At 73.9% G+C, this 20,060-nt stretch carries 17 protein-coding genes; 13 read left to right on the top strand and 4 right to left on the bottom strand.

The features are described from left to right. Nucleotides 1-13 precede the first annotated feature (13 nt). The 12 genes from rapZ to QBL21_RS23515 all read left to right on the top strand — a co-directional run bounded on the left by rapZ (nt 14) and on the right by QBL21_RS23515 (nt 14,670). The gene (gene rapZ, locus QBL21_RS23570; protein ID WP_407564212.1) at nt 14-970 is read left to right on the top strand and encodes an RNase adapter RapZ; all 957 of its coding nucleotides are present in this window, start codon (nt 14-16) and stop codon (nt 968-970) included. Then, complete coding sequence (gene yvcK, locus QBL21_RS23565) at nt 967-2,001, top strand: uridine diphosphate-N-acetylglucosamine-binding protein YvcK (RefSeq protein WP_407564211.1); 1,035 nt, start codon at nt 967-969, stop codon at nt 1,999-2,001. Before rapZ ends, yvcK begins: the two co-directional genes overlap by 4 nt. Next, nucleotides 1,992-2,969 (top strand): DNA-binding protein WhiA, encoded by a 978-nt coding sequence (gene whiA / locus QBL21_RS23560; protein ID WP_407564210.1) that lies wholly within the window; start codon nt 1,992-1,994, stop codon nt 2,967-2,969. The genes yvcK and whiA overlap by 10 nt, the downstream gene beginning before the upstream one ends. A gap of 160 nt (nt 2,970-3,129) precedes the next feature. Next, nucleotides 3,130-6,114, top strand: a complete 2,985-nt coding sequence (locus tag QBL21_RS23555) for a M14 family zinc carboxypeptidase (protein WP_407564209.1) — start codon at nt 3,130-3,132, stop codon at nt 6,112-6,114. 201 nt (nt 6,115-6,315) lie between these two features. Then, the gene (gap, locus tag QBL21_RS23550; protein ID WP_407564208.1) at nt 6,316-7,320 is read left to right on the top strand and encodes a type I glyceraldehyde-3-phosphate dehydrogenase; all 1,005 of its coding nucleotides are present in this window, start codon (nt 6,316-6,318) and stop codon (nt 7,318-7,320) included. A 189-nt stretch (nt 7,321-7,509) separates the two neighbouring features. After that, a complete protein-coding gene (locus tag QBL21_RS23545; RefSeq protein WP_407564207.1) occupies nt 7,510-8,730 on the top strand; it encodes a phosphoglycerate kinase in 1,221 nt (406 codons plus the stop codon). Between the two features lie 9 nt (nt 8,731-8,739). After that, nucleotides 8,740-9,525, top strand: a complete 786-nt coding sequence (gene tpiA / locus QBL21_RS23540; RefSeq protein ID WP_407564206.1) for a triose-phosphate isomerase — start codon at nt 8,740-8,742, stop codon at nt 9,523-9,525. Nucleotides 9,526-9,671: 146 nt separating this feature from the next. Further along, a complete protein-coding gene (gene secG, locus QBL21_RS23535; protein ID WP_407564205.1) occupies nt 9,672-9,908 on the top strand; it encodes a preprotein translocase subunit SecG in 237 nt (78 codons plus the stop codon). 92 nt (nt 9,909-10,000) lie between these two features. Then, a complete protein-coding gene (locus tag QBL21_RS23530; protein WP_078560063.1) occupies nt 10,001-10,336 on the top strand; it encodes an RNA polymerase-binding protein RbpA in 336 nt (111 codons plus the stop codon). Between the two features lie 295 nt (nt 10,337-10,631). Further along, complete coding sequence (locus QBL21_RS23525; protein ID WP_407564204.1) at nt 10,632-11,888, top strand: MFS transporter; 1,257 nt, start codon at nt 10,632-10,634, stop codon at nt 11,886-11,888. Nucleotides 11,889-11,898: 10 nt separating this feature from the next. After that, nucleotides 11,899-13,551, top strand: a complete 1,653-nt coding sequence (gene pgi, locus QBL21_RS23520; RefSeq protein ID WP_407564203.1) for a glucose-6-phosphate isomerase — start codon at nt 11,899-11,901, stop codon at nt 13,549-13,551. A 60-nt stretch (nt 13,552-13,611) separates the two neighbouring features. Next, the gene (locus QBL21_RS23515) at nt 13,612-14,670 is read left to right on the top strand and encodes a PP2C family protein-serine/threonine phosphatase (protein ID WP_407564202.1); all 1,059 of its coding nucleotides are present in this window, start codon (nt 13,612-13,614) and stop codon (nt 14,668-14,670) included. Here QBL21_RS23515 and QBL21_RS23510 read toward each other — a convergent pair. Then, nucleotides 14,640-15,401 carry a sugar isomerase domain-containing protein gene (locus tag QBL21_RS23510; protein WP_407564201.1) on the bottom strand — a complete coding sequence of 254 codons (762 nt, stop codon included), beginning with the start codon at nt 15,399-15,401 and terminating at the stop codon, nt 14,640-14,642. The genes QBL21_RS23515 and QBL21_RS23510 overlap by 31 nt on opposite strands. A gap of 116 nt (nt 15,402-15,517) precedes the next feature. Here QBL21_RS23510 and QBL21_RS23505 point away from each other — a divergent pair, with 116 nt between their 5' ends. Beyond that, nucleotides 15,518-16,639 (top strand): N-acetylglucosamine kinase, encoded by a 1,122-nt coding sequence (locus QBL21_RS23505; protein WP_407564200.1) that lies wholly within the window; start codon nt 15,518-15,520, stop codon nt 16,637-16,639. A gap of 59 nt (nt 16,640-16,698) precedes the next feature. Here QBL21_RS23505 and pgl read toward each other — a convergent pair whose 3' ends face one another. Genes pgl through zwf form a run of 3 tightly spaced genes read right to left on the bottom strand, consistent with a single transcriptional unit; the run spans nt 16,699 to nt 20,059 of the window. Further along, on the bottom strand, nt 16,699-17,481 hold the full coding sequence (gene pgl / locus QBL21_RS23500; RefSeq protein ID WP_407564199.1) for a 6-phosphogluconolactonase: 783 nt from the start codon (nt 17,479-17,481) through the stop codon (nt 16,699-16,701). After that, entirely contained in the window at nt 17,478-18,533 is a 1,056-nt protein-coding gene (opcA, locus tag QBL21_RS23495; protein WP_407564198.1) for a glucose-6-phosphate dehydrogenase assembly protein OpcA, read from the bottom strand. The genes pgl and opcA overlap by 4 nt, the downstream gene beginning before the upstream one ends. Further along, nucleotides 18,530-20,059 carry a glucose-6-phosphate dehydrogenase gene (gene zwf, locus QBL21_RS23490; protein WP_407564197.1) on the bottom strand — a complete coding sequence of 510 codons (1,530 nt, stop codon included), beginning with the start codon at nt 20,057-20,059 and terminating at the stop codon, nt 18,530-18,532. Before zwf ends, opcA begins: the two co-directional genes overlap by 4 nt. Nucleotide 20,060: the final 1 nt, after the last annotated feature.

The raw sequence follows: 20,060 nt of genomic DNA, 5'->3' as shown, positions 1-20,060 counted from the left end.
GGGGGACAGAGCGATGAACGACAACGGGACAGAGCAAACCGACGAGACCGCCGTGACCACGGGCGACCTGGTCGCCGGGCCGGGCGAGACGGGTGACTCCGGGCAGGCGGGCATCCCCGAGCTGGTGATCATCTCCGGGATGTCGGGCGCCGGCCGGAGCACGGCCGCGAAGTGCCTGGAGGACCTCGGCTGGTTCGTCGTGGACAACCTGCCGCCGGCCCTCATCCCCACCATGGTGGAGCTGGGCGCCCGCTCGCAGGGGAACGTGGCGCGGATCGCGGTCGTCGTGGACGTCCGCGGCCGGCGCTTCTTCGACAACCTCAAGGAGTCCCTGGCCGACCTGAAGGCGAAGCAGGTCCCCCGGCGCATCGTCTTCCTGGAGGCGTCGGACAACTCGCTGGTGGCCCGCTTCGAGTCCGTACGCCGTCCGCACCCCCTCCAGGGCGACGGCACGATCCTCGACGGCATCGCCGCCGAACGCGACCTGCTGCGCGAGCTGCGCGGCGACGCCGACCTGGTGATCGACACCTCCAGCCTGAACGTGCACGAGCTGCGCGCCAAGATGGACGCCCAGTTCGCCGGCGGCGAGGAGCCCGAGCTGCGCGCCACGGTGATGTCCTTCGGCTACAAGTACGGCCTGCCGGTGGACGCCGACCTGGTGGTGGACTGCCGCTTCCTGCCGAACCCGCACTGGGTCCCCGAGCTGCGCCAGTTCACGGGGCTGAACGAGGACGTCGCGCAGTACGTCTTCAACCAGCCCGGCGCCAAGGAGTTCCTCAACGGGTACGCGGAGCTGATGCACCTGGTCACCGAGGGCTACCGGCGCGAGGGCAAGCGGTACGTGACCATCGCCGTCGGCTGTACCGGCGGCAAGCACCGCTCCGTCGCGATGTCCGAGCGGCTGGCCCGCCGGCTCGCCTCGGACGGCATCGAGACCGTCGTCGTCCACCGGGACATGGGGCGCGAGTGAGCCGGATCGCCGGCGGCCGGAACCTCCGGCTGCGCCGCCGGGTCGCCCGCAGGCCCGGTTCGCAGCCGAAGGTGGTCGCGCTCGGCGGGGGGATGGGCCTGTCGGCCTCCCTCGCCGCGCTGCGCCGGATCACCGGCGATCTCACCGCCGTCGTCACGGTCGCCGACGACGGCGGCTCGTCCGGCCGGCTCCGCGCCGAGCTGGGGGTGCTGCCGCCGGGCGACCTGCGCAAGGCGCTGGCGGCGCTCTGCGGCGACGACGACTGGGGCCAGACCTGGTCCCGCGTCATCCAGCACCGCTTCACCAGCCAGGGCGAGCTGCACGACCACGCAGTCGGAAATCTGCTGATCGTCGCGCTCTGGGAGCAGCTCGGCGACCACGTCCAGGCCCTCGACCTGGTCGGTACGCTCCTGGGCGCGCACGGCCGGGTGCTGCCGATGTCGGCGGTGGCGCTGGAGCTGCGCGCCGACGTGCGCGGCCACACCCCGGAGCGGCCCGACGAGGTCACCACCGTGGCCGGCCAGGCCAGCGTGGCCCTCACGCCCGGCGAGGTGCAGCAGGTCCACCTGGTGCCCGCCGACCCGCCGGCCGTCCCGGCCGCCGTCGAGGCCGTCCGCGAGGCGGACTGGGTGGTGCTCGGCCCGGGCTCCTGGTTCTCCTCCGTCATCCCGCACCTGCTGGTGCCCGACCTGCGCCGCGCCCTGGTGGAGACCAAGGCCCGCAAGGTCCTCTCCCTGAACCTCGCCCCGCAGCCGGGGGAAACGGACGGATTTTCCCCGCGGCGTCATTTGGAGGTTTTGCGACGACACGCCCCTAAACTCGCCCTCGACGTGGTGCTGGCCGACAAGGATGCAGTGCCCGGTGCGGCAGAGCGCGACGGGTTGCGCGAGGCTGCGAAAGAGCTTGAGGGCTCGGTCGAGCTGGCGCCGGTGGCACGGACCGACGGGACTCCCCGGCACGATCCGGAGCTGCTGGCCGCCGCGTACGACCGTATTTTTCGGATGCATGGAAGGATCGGGCCATGGCGATGACGGCAGCGGTGAAGGACGAGATCTCGCGGCTCCCCGTGACCCGGACGTGCTGCCGCAAGGCGGAGGTCTCGGCCACGCTGCGGTTCGCCGGCGGGCTGCACCTCGTCAGCGGCCGGATCGTGATCGAGGCCGAGCTGGACACCGGGGTCGCCGCGCGCCGGCTGAAGAAGGACATCCTGGAGATCTTCGGGCACGGCTCGGAGATGATCGTCATGGCTCCGGGCGGACTGCGCCGCAGCAGCCGGTACGTGGTCCGCGTGGTCGCCGGCGGTGAGCAACTGGCCCGGCAGACGGGCCTGGTCGACGGCCGCGGCCGGCCCATCCGCGGGCTGCCCCCGCAGGTCGTCTCCGGCGCCACCTGCGACGCGGAGGCCGCCTGGCGCGGCGCCTTCCTCGCCCACGGCTCGCTGACCGAGCCCGGCCGCTCCTCCTCGCTGGAGGTCACCTGCCCCGGCCCGGAGGCGGCCCTCGCCCTGGTCGGCGCCGCCCGCCGGCTCAGCATCCCCGCCAAGGCCCGCGAGGTGCGCGGCGTGGACCGCGTGGTCGTACGGGACGGGGACGCCATCGGCGCCCTGCTCACCCGGCTCGGCGCGCACGAATCGGTGCTGGCCTGGGAGGAGCGCCGGATGCGCCGCGAGGTGCGCGCCACGGCCAACCGGCTGGCCAACTTCGACGACGCCAACCTGCGCCGCTCCGCGCGCGCGGCGGTCGCGGCCGGCGCGCGGGTGCAGCGCGCGCTGGAGATCCTGGCCGACGAGGTGCCGGAGCACCTGGCGGCGGCCGGCCGGCTGCGCATGGAGCACAAGCAGGCGTCGCTGGAGGAGCTGGGTGCCCTCGCCGACCCGCCGCTGACGAAGGACGCGGTCGCGGGACGTATCCGCAGGCTGCTCGCGATGGCCGACAAGCGGGCCGGTGACCTGGGCATCCCCGGCACGGAGGCGAGCCTCACCGAGGAGATGGTGGGCTGACGCGCCCACCCGCCCCACCCCGTCCACGCCCCTTTCTGACGATCCCTCACCCGCGGCGGCACCGCGGTTTCTTCACCCCTCCGGCACCTTGACGTGGACATGGGTAACCCCCAGCCTTGCTGCTGTTCGTCCACGAGACAGACAACCCAAAGAGGGGCACATGAGACGAAGAGCGAGCGCGATCCTCGCATCAGCCGCCTTGCTGCTCGGCGGCCTCGCCGCCGCGCCCACCGCCGGTGCCGCCGCCGGCGCCGAGGGGCCGGCGACGGCCGCCGCGGGCGGCGACGAGGTCAAGGTCTTCACCGCGGACGTCACCCGCGCCCAGGTCCCGCTGCTGCTGGCCGCCGGGCAGGACGCCCACGAACTCGGCGAGCAGGCCCCGGCCCGCGGCACCGCCGAGGTCGAGCTGTTCCTCACCGACGCGCAGGCCGCGAAGCTGGAGCGGCAGGGCGTCGACCTCAACGAACGCACCGTCCCGGCCCGCGCCGAGGCGCGCACCGAGGCCGCGGCCGACGGTGTCTTCCGCCCGTACACCGGCGCGGGCGGGCTCCAGGAGGAGCTGGTCGGGATCGCCCGGCAGTACCCGAAGCTCACCAAGCTCGTCTCCCTCGGCAAGACCCTCCAGGGCCGCGACATCCTCGCCCTGAAGCTCACCAAGGGCGCCAAGTCCGTCCGGGACGGCGCCAGGCCCGCCGTGCTCTACATGTCCAACCAGCACGCCCGCGAGTGGATCACCCCGGAGATGACGCGCCGGCTGCTGCACCACTTCCTCGACGGCTACGGCGAGGACCGCAAGCTCACCGGGATCGTCGACTCCACCGAGCTGTGGTTCGTCCTGTCCGCCAACCCCGACGGCTACGACTGGACGCACGACCCCGACGGCGCCCGCCTCTGGCGCAAGAACATGCGCGACGTCAACGGCGACGGCCAGTACACCACCGGCGACGGCATCGACCTGAACCGCAACTTCGCCTACAAGTGGGGCTACGACAACGAGGGGTCCTCGCCCAGCCCGCGCAGCGAGACCTACCGCGGCGCCGGACCCGGCTCCGAGCCCGAGACCCGCGCCATCGACGCCTTCCAGAAGCGCATCGGCTTCGAGTACGGGATCAACTACCACTCCGCCGCCGAGCTGATCCTCTACGGCGTCGGCTGGCAGGTCGCCACCGACACCCCCGACGACGTGCTCTACCGCTCGCTCGCCGGCACCCCGGAGAACTCCGCCGTCCCCGGCTACCGCCCCCAGGTCTCCTCCGAGCTGTACACCACCAACGGCGAAGCCGACGGCCACGCCGCCAACGTCAACGGGATGATGATGTTCACCCCGGAGATGACGACCTGCCAGACGGCGTCCGCGCTCGACCCCGACGACCCCTGGAACCCCCGCGACTGCCAGTCCGGCTTCAACTTCCCCGACGACGAGAAGCTGATCCAGGACGAGTTCGCCAAGAACATCCCCTTCGCCCTCTCCGTCGCCGAGACCGCCGCCCACCCCGACCGGCCGTCGTCCTCCGTAGGCATCGAGGCCCCCGACTTCACCGTGGACGACTTCGCCGTCTCCTACGCCCGCGGCCGGCACGGCGCCGGCACCTCGGCGGACCAGGAAGTCTCCGTCGTCGCCCGCAAGTCCGTACGGGACAAGGAGCTGAACTACCGCGTCAACGGCGGCCGCACCCGCGACGAGGACGTCAGGCCCTGGAAGGGCGGCGGGACCTACGGCGGCGAGGACAACATCCACTTCGACGAGTACCGCGCCGAGGTCGAGGACGTCCGGCCCGGCGACGAGGTCGAGGTCTGGTTCACCGGCCGCACCCGCGCGGGCAAGCGCACGGCCGGCGAGCACTTCACGTTCACCGTCGCCGAGCGCCCCCGCGCCGACACCCTCGTCGTCGCCGAGGAGGGCGCCGAGGCCCGCCACGCCCGTACCTACGTCGACGCCCTGCGCGCGTCCGGCCGCTCCGCCGCCGTCTGGGACGTCACCACCCAGGGGCCGCCGCACGCCCTCGGCGTGCTCGGCCACTTCCGCAGCGTCGTCCACTACACCGCCGCCGGCGCCCCCGGCGGAGACACCCAGCTCGCCCTGCGCGCCTACCTCAACGAGGGCGGCAAGCTGGTCGAGGCCGGCGAGCGGGCCGGCGGTGACGCGCTCGTCGGCCGGGCCGAGACCGACGACTTCAGCCAGTACTACCTGGGCGCCTACTCCCGCTCCGCCACCGTCGGCCCCGACGCCTTCACCGGCGCAGGCGCCCTGCGCGGCGCCGCCGGGAGCCTCGGCGACGCCGCGGGCAACCCGCTCGACGGCGCGGGGGCGTACACCGTCACCTCCGACGTGCTTCCGCCCGCCGACTTCCCGCAGTTCGGCTCCGCGCAGGCGGGGGCGTACCAGGGCGGCGTCAACCCGTACGCGCCGTACGAGGGCGAGTGGATGACCGTCGCCGGGCACGAGAACAACGACTGGCAGCGGCTCACCCGCACCGTCGACCTCACCGGCGTCACCGCCGCCGAGGCGCCCGCCCTGCGCACCGCGATCAACTGGGACACCGAGGGCGGCTACGACTTCGTGCTGCTGGAGGCCCGCACCGCCGGCGGCGCGGACTGGACGACGCTGCCGGAGGCCGGCGGCGCCACCACCGACCAGGTGCCCGAGGAGTGCGGCCAGGGCTTCTTCATCCAGGCCCACCCGTTCCTGCGCCAGTACCTCACCCAGGGTGCGGACGGCTGCACCGCGAGCGGTACCAGCGGCGCGTGGCACGGCCTGACCGACTCCTCCGGCGGCTGGCAGGAGGTCTCGTACGACCTCTCCGCCTACGCCGGCAAGCAGGTCGAGCTGTCCCTGTCGTACGTCACCGACCCGGGCACCGGCGGCAGCGGCGTCTTCGCCGACGACACCGCCGTCGTGGTCGGCGGCGCCGAGCGCGACACCGAGGGCTTCGAGAGCGGACTCGGCGCCTGGTCGACGCCCGGACCGCCGCCCGGCAGCCCCGCGGCCGACGCCGACTGGGCCCGTTCCGGCAAGCTCTTCGAGAGTTACGCGGCCGTCTCCACCCGCGACACCGTGCTCGTCGGCTTCGGCGTCGAGCACCTCCGCGACAAGGCCGCACGCGCCGCTCTTCTGAGCCGTGCACTGTCCCATCTGAGGCGCTGACACAGGCGCGCTGACCGGCGACGACGCCGGATCGCGGCGGCGGCCCGCACCCCTACCGAGGGGTACGGGCCGCCGTCCGCGTCACCGGCGGGGTCCGGGCCGCCGCACGGGGGCGGAAGCGGTAGGGTCGGCAGTGGTCGGGGATTCCCAGTCAGAGCACCGGTCGACCAAGGACCGGCGTACCAACGAGGAGATCGGTTCGTGACGATCCGCGTAGGCATCAACGGCTTCGGCCGCATCGGCCGCAACTACTTCCGCGCCATCCTGGAGCAGGGTGCGGACATCGAGGTCGTGGCGTTCAACGACCTGGGTGACGCCGCGACCATCGCACACCTGCTGAAGTACGACACCCTGCTCGGCAAGCTCAAGGCCGAGGTGAGCCACACCGACGACGCCATCACCGTCGACGGCCGCCCCATCAAGATGCTCGCCGAGCGCGACCCGGCGAACCTGCCCTGGGGCGACCTGAGCGTGGACGTCGTCATCGAGTCCACCGGCATCTTCACCAAGGCCGCGGACGCGAAGAAGCACCTGGACGCCGGGGCCAAGAAGGTCATCATCTCCGCGCCCGCCAAGGGCGAGGACATCACCATCGTGATGGGGGTCAACGAGGACTCCTACGACCCGGCCGAGCACCACATCATCTCCAACGCCTCGTGTACGACGAACTGCGTCGCGCCGATGGCCAAGGTGCTCGACGAGAACTTCGGCATCGTGCAGGGCATGATGACCACCGTCCACGCCTACACCAACGACCAGCGCATCCTCGACTTCCCGCACAAGGACCTGCGCCGCGCCCGCGCCGCCGCCGAGAACATCATCCCGACCACCACCGGCGCCGCGAAGGCCACCGCGCTCGTCCTGCCGCAGCTCAAGGGCAAGCTGGACGGCATCGCCATGCGCGTGCCGGTGCCCACCGGCTCCGTCACCGACCTGGTCGTCGAGCTGAGCCGTGAGGTCACCCGGGACGAGGTCAACGCCGCGTACCAGAAGGCAGCCCAGGGCCAGCTCAAGGGCGTCCTGGAGTACACCGAGGACCCGATCGTCTCCTCGGACATCGTCAACACCGCGCCGTCCTGCACCTTCGACTCCCTGCTGACGATGGCGCAGGGCAAGCAGGTCAAGATCGTCGGCTGGTACGACAACGAGTGGGGCTACTCCAACCGCCTGGTCGACATCACCTCCTTCGTCGGCGAGCGCCTCTAGCGCGCCGTACCCGCCGTGCCGGCCACGCCGGGCGGCAGACGGGGCGCCGCGGCGCCCCGCGCACCTCACGTGGGCCGGGGTCCGGCCGCCTCGCGGCGGCGGGACCCCGCTCGTTCCGACGACCAGGCCGCCGCGCGCGCCGCTCCGCGGCGGTGCGCGTGCGGTGTCAGCAGTGACGCAGGAGCCTCCATGAAGACGCTCGACGACCTCCTCGGCGAAGGCATCGCCGGCAAGCGGGTCTTCGTCCGCGCCGACCTCAACGTGCCGCTCGACGGCACCACCATCACGGACGACGGCCGCATCCGCGCCGTCGCCCCGACGATCGCCAAGCTGGCCGAGGCCGGCGCGCGGGTGGTCGTCGCCTCCCACCTCGGCCGCCCCAAGGGCGCCCCGGAGCCGGCGTTCTCGCTCGCGCCGGTGGCGCGCCGGCTGGGCGAACTGCTCGGGGACTCCGCGAAGAAGACGGAGTTCGCCACGGACACCGTGGGCGAGAGCGCGAAGGCCACCGTCGCCGGGCTCGGCGACGGCGAGGTCACGCTCCTCGAAAACCTGCGGTTCAACCCCGGCGAGACCGCGAAGGACGACGCCGAGCGCGGCGCGTTCGCGGACGAGCTGGCCCGACTGGCCGACGTCTACGTCGGGGACGGCTTCGGCGCCGTCCACCGCAAGCACGCCTCGGTGTACGACCTGCCGGCCCGGCTGCCGCACTACGTCGGCCACCTCATCGCCACCGAGGTGGGCGTGCTGCACAAGCTCACCGAGGACGTCGCCCGGCCGTACGCGGTCGTGCTCGGCGGCGCCAAGGTCTCCGACAAGCTGGGGGTCATCGACCACCTGCTGGAGAAGGCCGACCGCATCCTCATCGGCGGCGGCATGGCGTACACCTTCCTCAAGGCCAAGGGCTACGAGGTCGGCTCCAGCCTGCTCCAGGAGGAGCAGGTGCCCGCGGTCCGCGAGTACCTGGCGCGGGCCGACAAGCTCGGCGTGGAGTTCGTGCTCCCCGTCGACGTGGTCGCCGCCCGGGAGTTCCCGGACGTCAAGGCGCAGGCGCCGACCGCGCCCGCGACCGTACCGGCCGACGCCATCCCCGCCGACGTGATGGGGCTGGACATCGGCCCGGAGTCCGGCCGGCTCTTCGCCTCGAAGATCGCCGACGCCGGCACGGTCTTCTGGAACGGGCCGATGGGCGTGTTCGAGCACCCCGACTACGCCGAGGGCACCCGCGCGGTCGCGCAGGCCCTGGTGGACAGCTCCGCGTTCACCGTCGTCGGCGGCGGCGACAGCGCCGCCGCGGTCCGCACGCTGGGCTTCGACGAGGACGCGTTCAGCCACATCTCGACCGGCGGCGGCGCCAGCCTCGAATACCTCGAAGGCAAGACGCTCCCCGGCCTCGCCGCACTGGAGGACTGACCCGTAACGATGAACGACAAGCCGACCCGTATCCCGTTCATGGCGGGCAACTGGAAGATGAACCTCAACCACCTTGAGGGCATCGCGCACGTCCAGAAGCTCGCCTTCGCGCTCCACGACAAGGACTACGAGGCCGTCGAGGTCGCCGTCCTGCCGCCGTACACCGATCTGCGCTCGGTGCAGACGCTCGTGGACGGCGACAAGCTGAAAATCAAGTACGGCGCCCAGGACATCTCGCCGCACGACTCCGGCGCGTACACGGGCGACGTCTCCGGGCCGATGCTGGCCAAGCTCCACTGCACGTACGTCGTCGTCGGCCACTCCGAGCGGCGGCAGTACCACGACGAGGACGACGCGCTCGTCAACGCCAAGGTCAAGGCCGCGTTCAAGTTCGGCATCACGCCGATCCTGTGCATCGGCGAGGGCCTGGAGGTGCGCAAGGCCGGCGACCAGGTCGCGCACACCCTCGCGCAGCTCGACGGGGCGCTGAAGGGCGTCGCCGCGGCGGACGCGGAGAACATCGTCGTCGCGTACGAGCCGGTGTGGGCCATCGGTACCGGCGAGGTCGCCACCCCGGACGACGCGCAGGAGGTCTGCGGCGCGATCCGGGCGCGGCTGGCCGAGCTGTACGGCGACGAGGTGGCGGCGGCGGTACGCATCCAGTACGGCGGCTCCGTCAAGAGCGGCAACGTCGCCGCGATCATGGCGCAGCCCGACGTGGACGGCGCGCTGATCGGCGGCGCCTCGCTGGACGCCGACGAGTTCGTCAAGATCGTCCGCTTCCGCGACCAGTGAGGACCGCGGCCCCGGGCCCCTTCCCCCGAGCCGGGGAGTAGGCCCGGGCCGCCTGTTCGTCGTAGGCTGTCGGGGGCCGGTCACGCAGGATGACTGCACCGGCCCCCTCACGTATCCGTCCGTCACCGAGAGAGTTGGAAAAAGCCGTGACCGTGGCCTTCTCCATCGCCCTGATCATCTTCAGCGGGCTGCTGATGATGCTCGTCCTCATGCACAAGGGGAAGGGCGGCGGCCTGTCCGACATGTTCGGCGGCGGCATGCAGTCCTCCGTCGGCGGCTCCTCCGTCGCCGAGCGAAACCTCGACCGGATCACCGTGGTCGTCGCCGTGATCTGGTTCGCCATCATCGTCGTGCTCGGCCTGATTATGAAGTTCGACGGCTGAGCCACCACGGCGACCGACGGTACGTAGACTAGGGCGCCCGCGGCGGGGTCGCCGACGATGCCTCGCCGCATTTCACGCAGGGAGTTACGACCGTGGCAAGTGGCAACGCGATCCGTGGAAGCCGGGTCGGCGCGGGGCCGATGGGGGAGGCGGAGCGGGGCGAGTCAGCGCCACGCCTGCGCGTCTCCTTCTGGTGCTCCAACGGGCACGAGACCCGACCCAGCTTCGCCACCGACGCGCAGATCCCGGACAGTTGGGACTGCCCGCGCTGTGGTTTTCCGGCGGGCCAGGACCGGGACAACCCGCCGGACCCGCCGCGCACCGAGCCGTACAAGACGCACCTCGCGTACGTGCGCGAGCGGCGCAGTGACGCCGACGGCGAGGCCATCCTCGCCGAGGCGCTCGCCAAGCTCCGCGGCGAGATCTGACCCCCCGGGCCGTGCTCGCGGGCGGCCCCCGGCAGCGCGCCGAGCCGCCCGAGCCGCGGTGCCGCCGCGACCGCCGGCAGCGATACCGGCAGCGACTCCGGCAGTGACACCGGCGGGGACGCCGCGCGTGGCACCGGCAGGGACACCGGCACCGACGTCCCACCTTCACCGGCACCGGCAGCGCGCCCCCGGGCGCGCCGAGCCGCCCCGCCGAAGGACCGGCCGCCCGATCTGAGGCGGCGGATAGGGCAACCGCCCGAGGTGCTCCGAGCACCCGCGTACCTACGGTCCCGGCATGCGATCCGAGACCGCTCACCGGCGGCACACCGCCGCACCGCCCTGGCGCGGCGGGTTCGGGCGGCTGTGGTCCGCCGCCGTCGTCTCCCGCTTCGGCGACGCCCTGCGGGGCGCCGCGCTGCCGCTGCTCGCCGCCGAGCTGACCGACTCCGCGCTGCTCGTCGCGCTCGTCACCGCCTGCGGATTCCTGCCCTGGCTGCTCTTCGGGCTGCTCGGCGGCGCGATCGCCGACCGGGTCGACCAGCGGCGCGCGATGTGGACCGTCGACGTACTGCGCGGGCTGCTCATGGCCGCGTTCGCGCTCGCGGTGTGGCTGGACCGGGCCGGCATCGGCCTCCTCCTCGTCCTCGCCTTCGCGCTCACCGCGCTCCAGACGGTCTTCGACAACGCCGCCACCGCCCTGCTGCCCGCCGTCGTGCCCACCTCGGCGCTCGGTACCGCGAACGGGCGCCTCCTGGCCGGCCAGGAGGCCGTGCACCGCTTCGCCGGCACCCCGCTGGTGCCCGTGCTCGTCGGCGCCGGGGCGGCCGTGCCGTACGCCGTGGACGCCGCCTCGTACCTGCTGGCCGCCGTCCTCGTCGCCGGCCTGCCGCGCCGCCCGCGACCGGCCGCCGAGCGGCCCCGGACCCTCCCCCTACGCCCTGCGGGCGTGGGGATGCCCCCGCGCCGCGACGTCGCCGACGGCCTCGGCACCCTGTGGCGCGACCCGGTGCTCCGCGGCGTCTGCGCGGCCACCGCCGTCGCCAACACCGGCTTCGGCGCCCTCATCGCCACCCTCGTCCTGCACCTCACCGGCTGGCTCGGCGCCGGCACCGCCGGCTACGCCCTCGCGCTCACCGCGTACGGCGTCGGGAGCGTCACCGGCGGCGTGTGCGCGGGCCGCGTCGCCGCCGCGCTCGGCACCCCGCGCACCCTGGTCGGCGCGGGCCTGGCCCAGGCGGCGTGCCTGACGGCCTTCGGCACCGTACGCAGCCTCCCCGCGGCCGGCGCCGCGCTCGCCGTGCTCGGCTTCGCCGGGATGCTGTGGACCGCCACCGAGGTCACCGTCCTCCAGCGGCGCAGCCCCGCCGGCGCCATCGGCCGGGTGAGCGCCGCGTTCCGCACCCTGTCGGTCTCCGTGGTGCCGCTGGGGGCCGTGCTCGGCGGGGTGCTCGCCGGCTCGCTCGGCCGGAACACCCCGGCCCTGGCCGCCGCCGTCCTCGTCGGCCTCGGGGTGCTCGCGCTCGGACCGGCGGCGCGCTCCGGGATCAATTAGGTTGGGTGGCATGGCCGACACCACGTCACGCACCAGGCTCGACCAGACCCCCGAGTGGCACGCACTCGCCAAGCACCGCGAGGAGTTCGGCGCCACACATCTGCGCGAGCTGTTCGACGCCGACCCCGAGCGCGGCCGCCGGTACACGCTCCGCGTCGGCGATCTCTACCTGGACTACTCCAAGCAGCTCGTCACCGAGGAGACGCTGCGCCTGCTGCGCGAACTGGCCGCCGCGACCGGTGTCGCCGAGCTGCGCGACGCCATGTTCCGCGGCGAGAAGATCAACATCACCGAGGACCGCGCCGTGCTGCACACCGCGCTGCGCGCACCGAGCGCCGAGTCGGTCGAGGTGGACGGCACCGACGTGGTCCCCGGCGTGCACCACGTGCTGACCCGGATGTCGATCTTCGCCGACCGGGTCCGCTCCGGCGACTGGCGCGGCCACACCGGCAAGCCGGTCCGTACCGTCGTCAACGTCGGCATCGGCGGCTCCGACCTCGGCCCGGCCATGGCGTACGAGGCGCTGCGCGCGTACACCCGGCGGGACCTCGACGTCCGCTTCGTCTCCAACGTCGACGGCGCCGACCTGCACGAGGCCGTGCGCGACCTCGACCCCGAGACGACGCTGTTCGTCATCGCCTCCAAGACCTTCACCACCATCGAGACCATCACCAACGCCACCGCCGCCAAGCGCTGGCTGCTGGGGGGCCTCGGCGCCGGCGACGAGGCCGTCGCCAAGCACTTCGTCGCCCTGTCGACCAACGCGGCGAAGGTCGCCGAGTTCGGCATCGACACGGACAACATGTTCGAGTTCTGGGACTGGGTCGGCGGGCGCTACTCGTACGACTCCGCCATCGGCCTGTCCCTGATGGTGGCCATCGGCCCGGTCGCCTTCCGCGAGATGCTGGCCGGCTTCCGGCTGGTCGACGAGCACTTCCGCACCGCGCCGCCGGAGGAGAACGCGCCGCTGCTGCTGGGGCTCCTCGGCATCTGGTACGGCAACTTCTTCGACGCGCAGTCGCACGCCGTACTCCCGTACAGCCACTACCTGTCGAAGTTCACCGCCTACCTCCAGCAGCTCGACATGGAGTCCAACGGCAAGTCCACCGACCGCGGCGGCGAGCCGGTCGGCTGGCAGACCGGACCCGTGGTCTGGGGCACGCCCGGCACCAACGGCCAGCACGCGTACTACCAACTGCTGCACCAGGGCACCAGGATGATCCCCGCCGACCTGATCGGCTTCGCCCGCCCGGTGCCCGGGCTGGGCGAGCAGGCCGGGCAGCACGACCTGCTGATGGCCAACCTCTTCGCCCAGGGCCAGGCGCTCGCCTTCGGCAGGACGGCGGCGGAGGTGGCGGCCGAGGGCGTGCCCGCCGCGCAGGTCCCGCACCGCACGTTCCCGGGCAACCACCCGACGACGACGATCCTGGCCGACGGCCTCACGCCCTCCGTGCTGGGGCAGCTCGTCGCGCTCTACGAGCACAAGGTGTTCGTGCAGGGCGCGGTGTGGAACATCGACTCCTTCGACCAGTGGGGCGTCGAGCTGGGCAAGGTGCTGGCCAAGCGGCTGGAGCCGGCCCTCGCGGACGGCACCCAGGTGGCCGGGCTGGACGGCTCGACCCTCGCGCTCGTCGACGCCTACCGGGCGCTGCGGGGTCGCTGACCTGCGGCGTTCGGCGGCGCTTGGCTAGCGGGGCGGGGTCCCGCGCGGCAGCCTGGTGGTATGCGGGTGCCGCGCGGAACCTCCTACTGGGCCGCGGGGCTGCTCTTCGCCGGTGCCATCGCGATGGACCTCGACTCACGGGGGCACACCATGGCGGCCCTGTTCGCCGTCGTGCCGGTGTTCGTCGCCGTCAACGGCACGAGGCGGGCGATCCTCGCCTTCGGCGCGGTCGCGCTGGTGCTGGGCGCCTGGCTGACCTGGTGGAACTTCCACACCGTGGACCTCGACTTCTGGGCGCGCGTCCTCGCCATCGCCTGCACCACCGCGATCGGGCTCGTCGTGCACCGCGAACGCCTCGCGCGCGAGCGGCGCCTGACGAGCGTCATCCGCGTCGCCGAGGTCGCCCAGCAGGCCCTGCTGCCCGCGCCGCCCGCCCGCGCGGGGCCGCTGGACGTGGCGCACTCGTACCGCTCCGCCGCGGACGAGGCGATGGTCGGCGGCGACTTCTACAAGGTGCTCAGCACCCGCTGGGGCGTGCGCGTCGTCATCGGCGACGTACGCGGCCACGGCCTCGGCGCCGTCGCCACCACCGCCATGGCCATCGGCGTCTTCCGCGAGGCCGCGCACGAGGAGCCGGAGCTGGACCGGATCGCCGCCCGCCTGGACCGCAGCCTGGCCCGCGACGGCAGCCCCGAGAGCTTCGCCACCGTCCTGCTGCTGACGGTCTCCGCGGAGGGCCTGTGCCGGGCCCTCAACCACGGCCACCCCCGGCCGCTGCTGCGCAGCGCCGCGGGGCGCGTACGCGAGGCAGACCTGCGCGGCGGGCCGCCGCTGGGCCTCGGGCTGCCGAAGCCCGCCGAGGCCGCGGAGGAGGTCACCATGGCGCTCGCCGAGGGCGACGAGCTGCTCCTGACCACCGACGGGGTGCTGGAGGCGCGCAGCACGGCCGGCGAGTTCTTCCCGCTCGCGCAGCACTACGCCCGCGCGCCGCGGGGGCGCCCGCCCGCCGAGGTGCTGGCGGCGCTGCGGCGCGACCTGGCGGAGTGGGCGCCCGAGCCGCACGACGACTCGGCGCTGGTGCTGCTGCGCTACGCGCCGCGGCGGATACGGCCCGCGTAGCGGGCCTCCAGCGCGGCGTTGTGCGCGTCGCCCTCGGGGATGTTCGCCGACAGGTACACCGGCGGCGTCGCGCCCCGCTCCAGCAGCAGCCGGACCGCCTCGGCGACGACCTGCTGCACCAGCAGCGCGCCGGTGATCGACGACACCGCGCAGGCCGTACCGCCGCCGGGCAGCGTGAGCACGGAGTCGCCGAAGGGAGCGCCGTTGTCGAGCACCACGTCGGCGTGGTCGGTCAGCCGCTTGCCGGAGGGGTGCCGGGACTCGGCCCGGGCACCGTGGGACAGCGAGGTGATCGCGATCAGCGGGTGCCCGTGCTCCTTGACGACGGCGGCCATCTCCACGACGCAGCCGTTGATGCCGGAGTTCGAGGCGATGACGAAGGCGTCCTCGGGGTGTGGCGCGGCCAGCTCGTACAGCCGCCGGGCGGTGGCGGGGTCGCGCTCCAGCTTGGCGTCGGCGAGCAGCGCGGGGGGCTCGCCGCCGTGGATCACGAGATCGCGCAGGGCGATCTTGTTCGTCGGTACGAAGCCGCCGGCGCGGCCCGCGATCTCGGTCGCCAGCGACTCGGAGTGCCCGGTGCCGAACGCCTGGATCACGCCGTCGCCGCCCAGCGCGTCCGCGAACACCCGGGCGGCGGCGCCGACCTCGGCGCGCTGCCCCTCCGCCACCCGCCGGAGTGACGCCAGGGCCGCGGCGGTGAAGGCGGCTGCGCTGATCGGCTTGAGGGTCATCGGTGCTCCCGGGAGTGGTCTGGACAACGTGCCGTACGCGGGGTCAATCTCAGGCAGTCGCGCTGGGCTCGTCAAGGGTGCGGGTGCGGCGGGACGCCGACCACCGGGAGCGGGCAATGGAGAAGCGGGTCATCGGCATCGACGTGGGCGGGACGCGGGTCCGCGCGGCCCTGGCGGAGGCGGCCGGGGGCGCGGTGCTGCGCACCGTGTCGGCGGGCGCGGGCAATCCGCGGTCGGTGCCGGCGGAGGTGCTGACGGCCCGGCTGGCGTCGTGCGTGGCGCCGCTGGCGGAGGCGGCGGGCACGGGGCCGGTCGCGGCGGTGGTCGCGGGCGTCGCCGGCGCGGAGCCCCGCGACCCGGACGACGCCGGCACGCGCGTGGCGTACGCCGCCCTGCGCACCGCTCTGCGCCGCGGCGGGATCGGGCCGGTGCCGGTGCAGGTGTGCGGCGACACGGAGATCGCCTTCGCGGCGGGCCCGGGCGCACCGTCGTCGGGCGTGGTCGTGATCGCGGGCACGGGCGCGTCGGCGGCCCGGATCGCCGCCCGGCGGCAGACGGGGACCATCGACGGCCACGGCTGGCTCCTCGGCGACGAGGGCAGCGGCTTCTGGGTCGCCCGCCAGGCGCTGCGCGCGGCGCTGCGGGCTCTCGACGGCCGGGGCCCGTGGACGGCGCTGGTACCGCTGCTGACGGCGGCGGCGGGGGTCGGGGGAGCCCCGGGGGAGCGGGGAGAAGGCGCGGAGGGGGCTGCGCGGCAGGGGGCACCGGGCGAGCGGGGAGGGAGTGCGGAGAGGGCTGCGGTGGCGGGCGGTGCCGGGCGGGGCGCGGGAGAGTTCGGGGAGCGGCGGCGGGGCGGGGGAGCGGGGCGCGTACCGGACAGGGCAGGGCCGGGGCCGGCGGTGGGGAACGCGGCGGTACGGGTGGGGCTGGTGGATGCCGGGTTCGCGGGGGCGCCGGTGGAGATCGCACGGTGGTGTCCGGTGGTCGTACGGGCCGCTGAGGGGGGCGACGCGGTGGCCGGGGCGATCCTGGACGAGGCCGCCGACCACCTCGCCGAGGCGGTCGCCGTGCTCGCCCCCGCGCCCGGGGAGCCCCTGGTCACCACCGGCGGCCTCCTCGCCCCCGCGGGCCCCCTCCTGCCCCGCTTCACCGCCCGCATGCGCCCCTACGGGCTGACCCCGGCCCCCGTCCCGGACGGCCTGGCCGGCGCGGTGGCGCTGGCGCGCGCGATGCTCTGAGACGGAAACCCCGGGAAACCGGCGCCCCCGCCCGCGCCCCGCCCCCTCCGGGCCTGCCGCTACGGCGACGCCGGCGGGTACAGCGACGGAGGCAGCAGGGCCGCCGCCGGGCGGTCCAGGAGCCACAGGGTGCGGGTGCGGCCGGTGGCGCCCGCGGCCGGGGTCTGGATCTCGCCCGCCCCCGACAGCGCCATCGCCGCCGCGCGGGCCTTGTCGCCGCCCGCCGCCAGCAGCCACACCTCCCGCGCCGCCCGGATCGCCGGCAGCGTCAGCGAGAGCCTCGTCGGCGGCGGCTTCGGCGCCCCGTGGACGCCGACGACCGTGCGCTCCGTCTCCCGTACCGCCGGCAGCTCCGGGAAGAGCGACGCGACGTGCGTGTCCGGCCCGACGCCCAGCAGCAGCACGTCGAACGCCGGAACCGGCCCGTGGTCCTCCGGCCGCGCGGCGGCGGACAGTTCACGCGCGTACGCCGAGGCGGCCGCGTCCGCGTCGCCGCCGAACTCCGCCTGCGCCGCCGGCATCTCGTGCACCCGCGCCGGGTCGAGCGGCACCGCGTCCAGCAGCGCCTCGCGCGCCTGGGTCGCGTTGCGGTCGGGGTGGCCGGCCGGCAGGAAGCGCTCGTCGCCCCACCACAGGTCCAGCCGCGACCAGTCGACCGCGTCCCGGGCCGGGGCCGCGGCGAGCGCGGCCAGCAGGCCGTTGCCGTTGCGGCCGCCGGTGAGCACGACCGAGGCGGCGCCCCGCGCCGACTGCGCGTCCACGACCTTGGTGATCAGCCGGGCGGCGGCCGCCTCGGCCATCAGCTCCTTGTCGCGGTGGACGACGATCTGCGGCGTGCTCACGAGGACGGCGACTTCGTGCCCGAAGCCGCCTTCTTCGCCGCGCGCTTCCCGGGCGCCGCCTTCTTCGCGCTCCCGGGCTGCGCGGCCTTGGCCGCCGCTTCCTCCACGTCCGCCTCCACCGCCCCCGCCGGCGCCAGCCGCTCCACGCCGTACGCCACCGCGTGCGCGTACGCCTCGTCCGGGTCCAGCCGCCGCAGCTCCTCGGCGATCAGCTCCGCCGTCGTCCGCCGCTTGAGCGCCACGTGCCGCTCCGGCTGCCCCGGCACCGCCAGCTCCGCCAGCGCGCCGTTCGGCCGGTCGAGGCAGATCACGCCGTCCGCCGTCAGCAGCCGCACCGCGGTCAGCCCCGGGCCCGGCGAGGCCGTGCGCTCCACCGGCACCCCCAGCCGGCTCGCCAGCCACAGCGCCAGCAGCTCCGTGGAGGGGTTGTACTCCTCGCCCTCCACCACCGCCGACTCGATGGCCGCGTGCCGCTGGTCCAGCGCCGCCGCCAGCATGCTGCGCCACGGCGTGATCCGCGTCCACGCCAGGTCGGTGTCCCCGGGCGCGTACGCCGTGGCCCGCTGCCGCAGCGCGTCGACCGGGTCCTCGCAGGCCGCCGCGTCGGTGATCCGGCGGGTGGCGAGCTTGCCGAGCAGGTCCTCCGCCGGGTTCTCCGGCGCGTCCTCCGGCCACCACACCACCACGGGCGCGTCCGGCAGCAGCAGCGGCAGCACGACGCTGGCCGCGTGCCCCGCCAGCTCGCCGTGCAGCCGCAGCAGCACCGTCTCGCCGGTGTCCGTCTCGCTGCCGACGCGCACCTCCGCGTCCAGCCGCGCCGACGCGCGCTCGCGCGGGGATCGGCCGGGGCGCTTGATGACGACGAGTATCCGCGACGGGTGCTCCTTGGACGCCTGGCTGGCGGCCTTGAGCGCGTCGTAGTGGTTGCCCTCGTCGGTGACTATCACCAGCGTGAGCACCATCCCGACCGCCGGCGTGCCGGTGGCCCGCCGGGCGCCCACGAGCGCGGAGTTGATCTGCGCCGAGGTGGTCTCGGTGAGGTCGATGTTCATGGCCGCCGCCAGCTCCGTCCGTCTCGTGCCAGCATCTCGTCCGCCGCCTTCGGCCCCCAGGTGCCCGCGGTGTACGACTCGGGCCTGCCGTGCCTGGCCCAGTGCTCCTCGATCGGGTCGAGGATCCGCCAGGACAGCTCGACCTCCTGGTGGCGCGGGAAGAGGTTGGCGTCGCCGAGGAGTACGTCCAGCAGCAGCCGCTCGTACGCCTCGGGGCTGGACTCGGTGAAGGACTCGCCGTAGGCGAAGTCCATCGTCACGTCCCGCACCTCCATCGACGTGCCCGGCACCTTGGAGCCGAACCGCACGGTGATGCCCTCGTCCGGCTGGACGCGGATCACCAGCGCGTTCTGGCCCAGCTCCATCGTGTCGGTGGTGTCGAACGGCAGGTGCGGCGCCCGCTGGAAGACGACGGCGATCTCCGTGACCCGGCGGCCGAGCCGCTTGCCGGCGCGCAGGTAGAACGGCACGCCCGCCCAGCGGCGGTTGTCGATCTCCAGCTTGACCGCGGCGTAGGTGTCGGTCCCGGAGTGCGGGTCGATGCCCTCCTCCTCCAGGTAGCCGCGGACCTTCTCGCCGCCCTGCCAGCCGGCCGTGTACTGGCCGCGCACCGTGTGCCGGCCCAGGTCGGCGGGCAGGTGCACCGACTCCAGCACCTTTATCTTCTCCGCCACCAGCGCCTGCGCGTCGAAGGCCGTGGGCTCCTCCATCGCGGTCAGCGCCAGCAGTTGGAGCAGGTGGTTCTGGATGACGTCGCGGGCGGCGCCGATGCCGTCGTAGTAGCCGGCGCGCCCGCCGATGCCGATGTCCTCGGCCATGGTGATCTGCACGTGGTCCACGTACGACCGGTTCCACAGCGGCTCGAACATCGTGTTGGCGAAGCGCAGCGCCAGGATGTTCTGGACGGTCTCCTTGCCGAGGTAGTGGTCGATGCGGAAGACCTGGTCGGGCTCGAAGACCTCGTGCACGATCCGGTTCAGCTCTTCCGCGCTCTTCAGGTCGTGCCCGAAGGGCTTCTCGATGACCGCGCGCCGCCAGGAGTCCCCGGCCGGGTCGGCCAGCCGGTGCGCCTTGAGCTGCTGGACGACCAGCGGGAAGAACTTCGGCGGCACGGAGAGGTAGAACGCGAAGTTCCCGCCCGTGCCGCGCGCCTTGTCCAGGTCGTCGACGGTGCTGCGCAGCCGCTCGAACGCCTCGTCGTCGTCGAAGTCGCCCTGGACGAACCGGAAGCCCTCGGAGAGCTGCTGCCACACCTCCTCGCGGAACGGCGTGCGGGCGTGCTCCTTGACCGAGTCGTGCACGACCTGGGCGAAGTCCTCGTCCGCCCAGTCGCGGCGGGCGAAGCCGACGAGGGAGAAGCCCGGGGGCAGCAGCCCCCGGTTCGCCAGGTCGTACACGGCGGGCATCAGTTTCTTGCGCGACAGGTCGCCGGTGACGCCGAAGATCACCAGGCCCGAGGGGCCCGCGATCCGCGGCAGTCGCCGGTCCTGCGGGTCACGCAGCGGGTTGGTGCCGGAGGCGGTCACC

The organism is Streptomyces sp. 184 (assembly GCF_045781775.1).
Lineage (GTDB): Bacteria > Actinomycetota > Actinomycetes > Streptomycetales > Streptomycetaceae > Streptomyces.
Note: the sequence above shows the minus strand (reverse complement) of the source record. Positions and strands in the feature narration are given on the sequence as shown.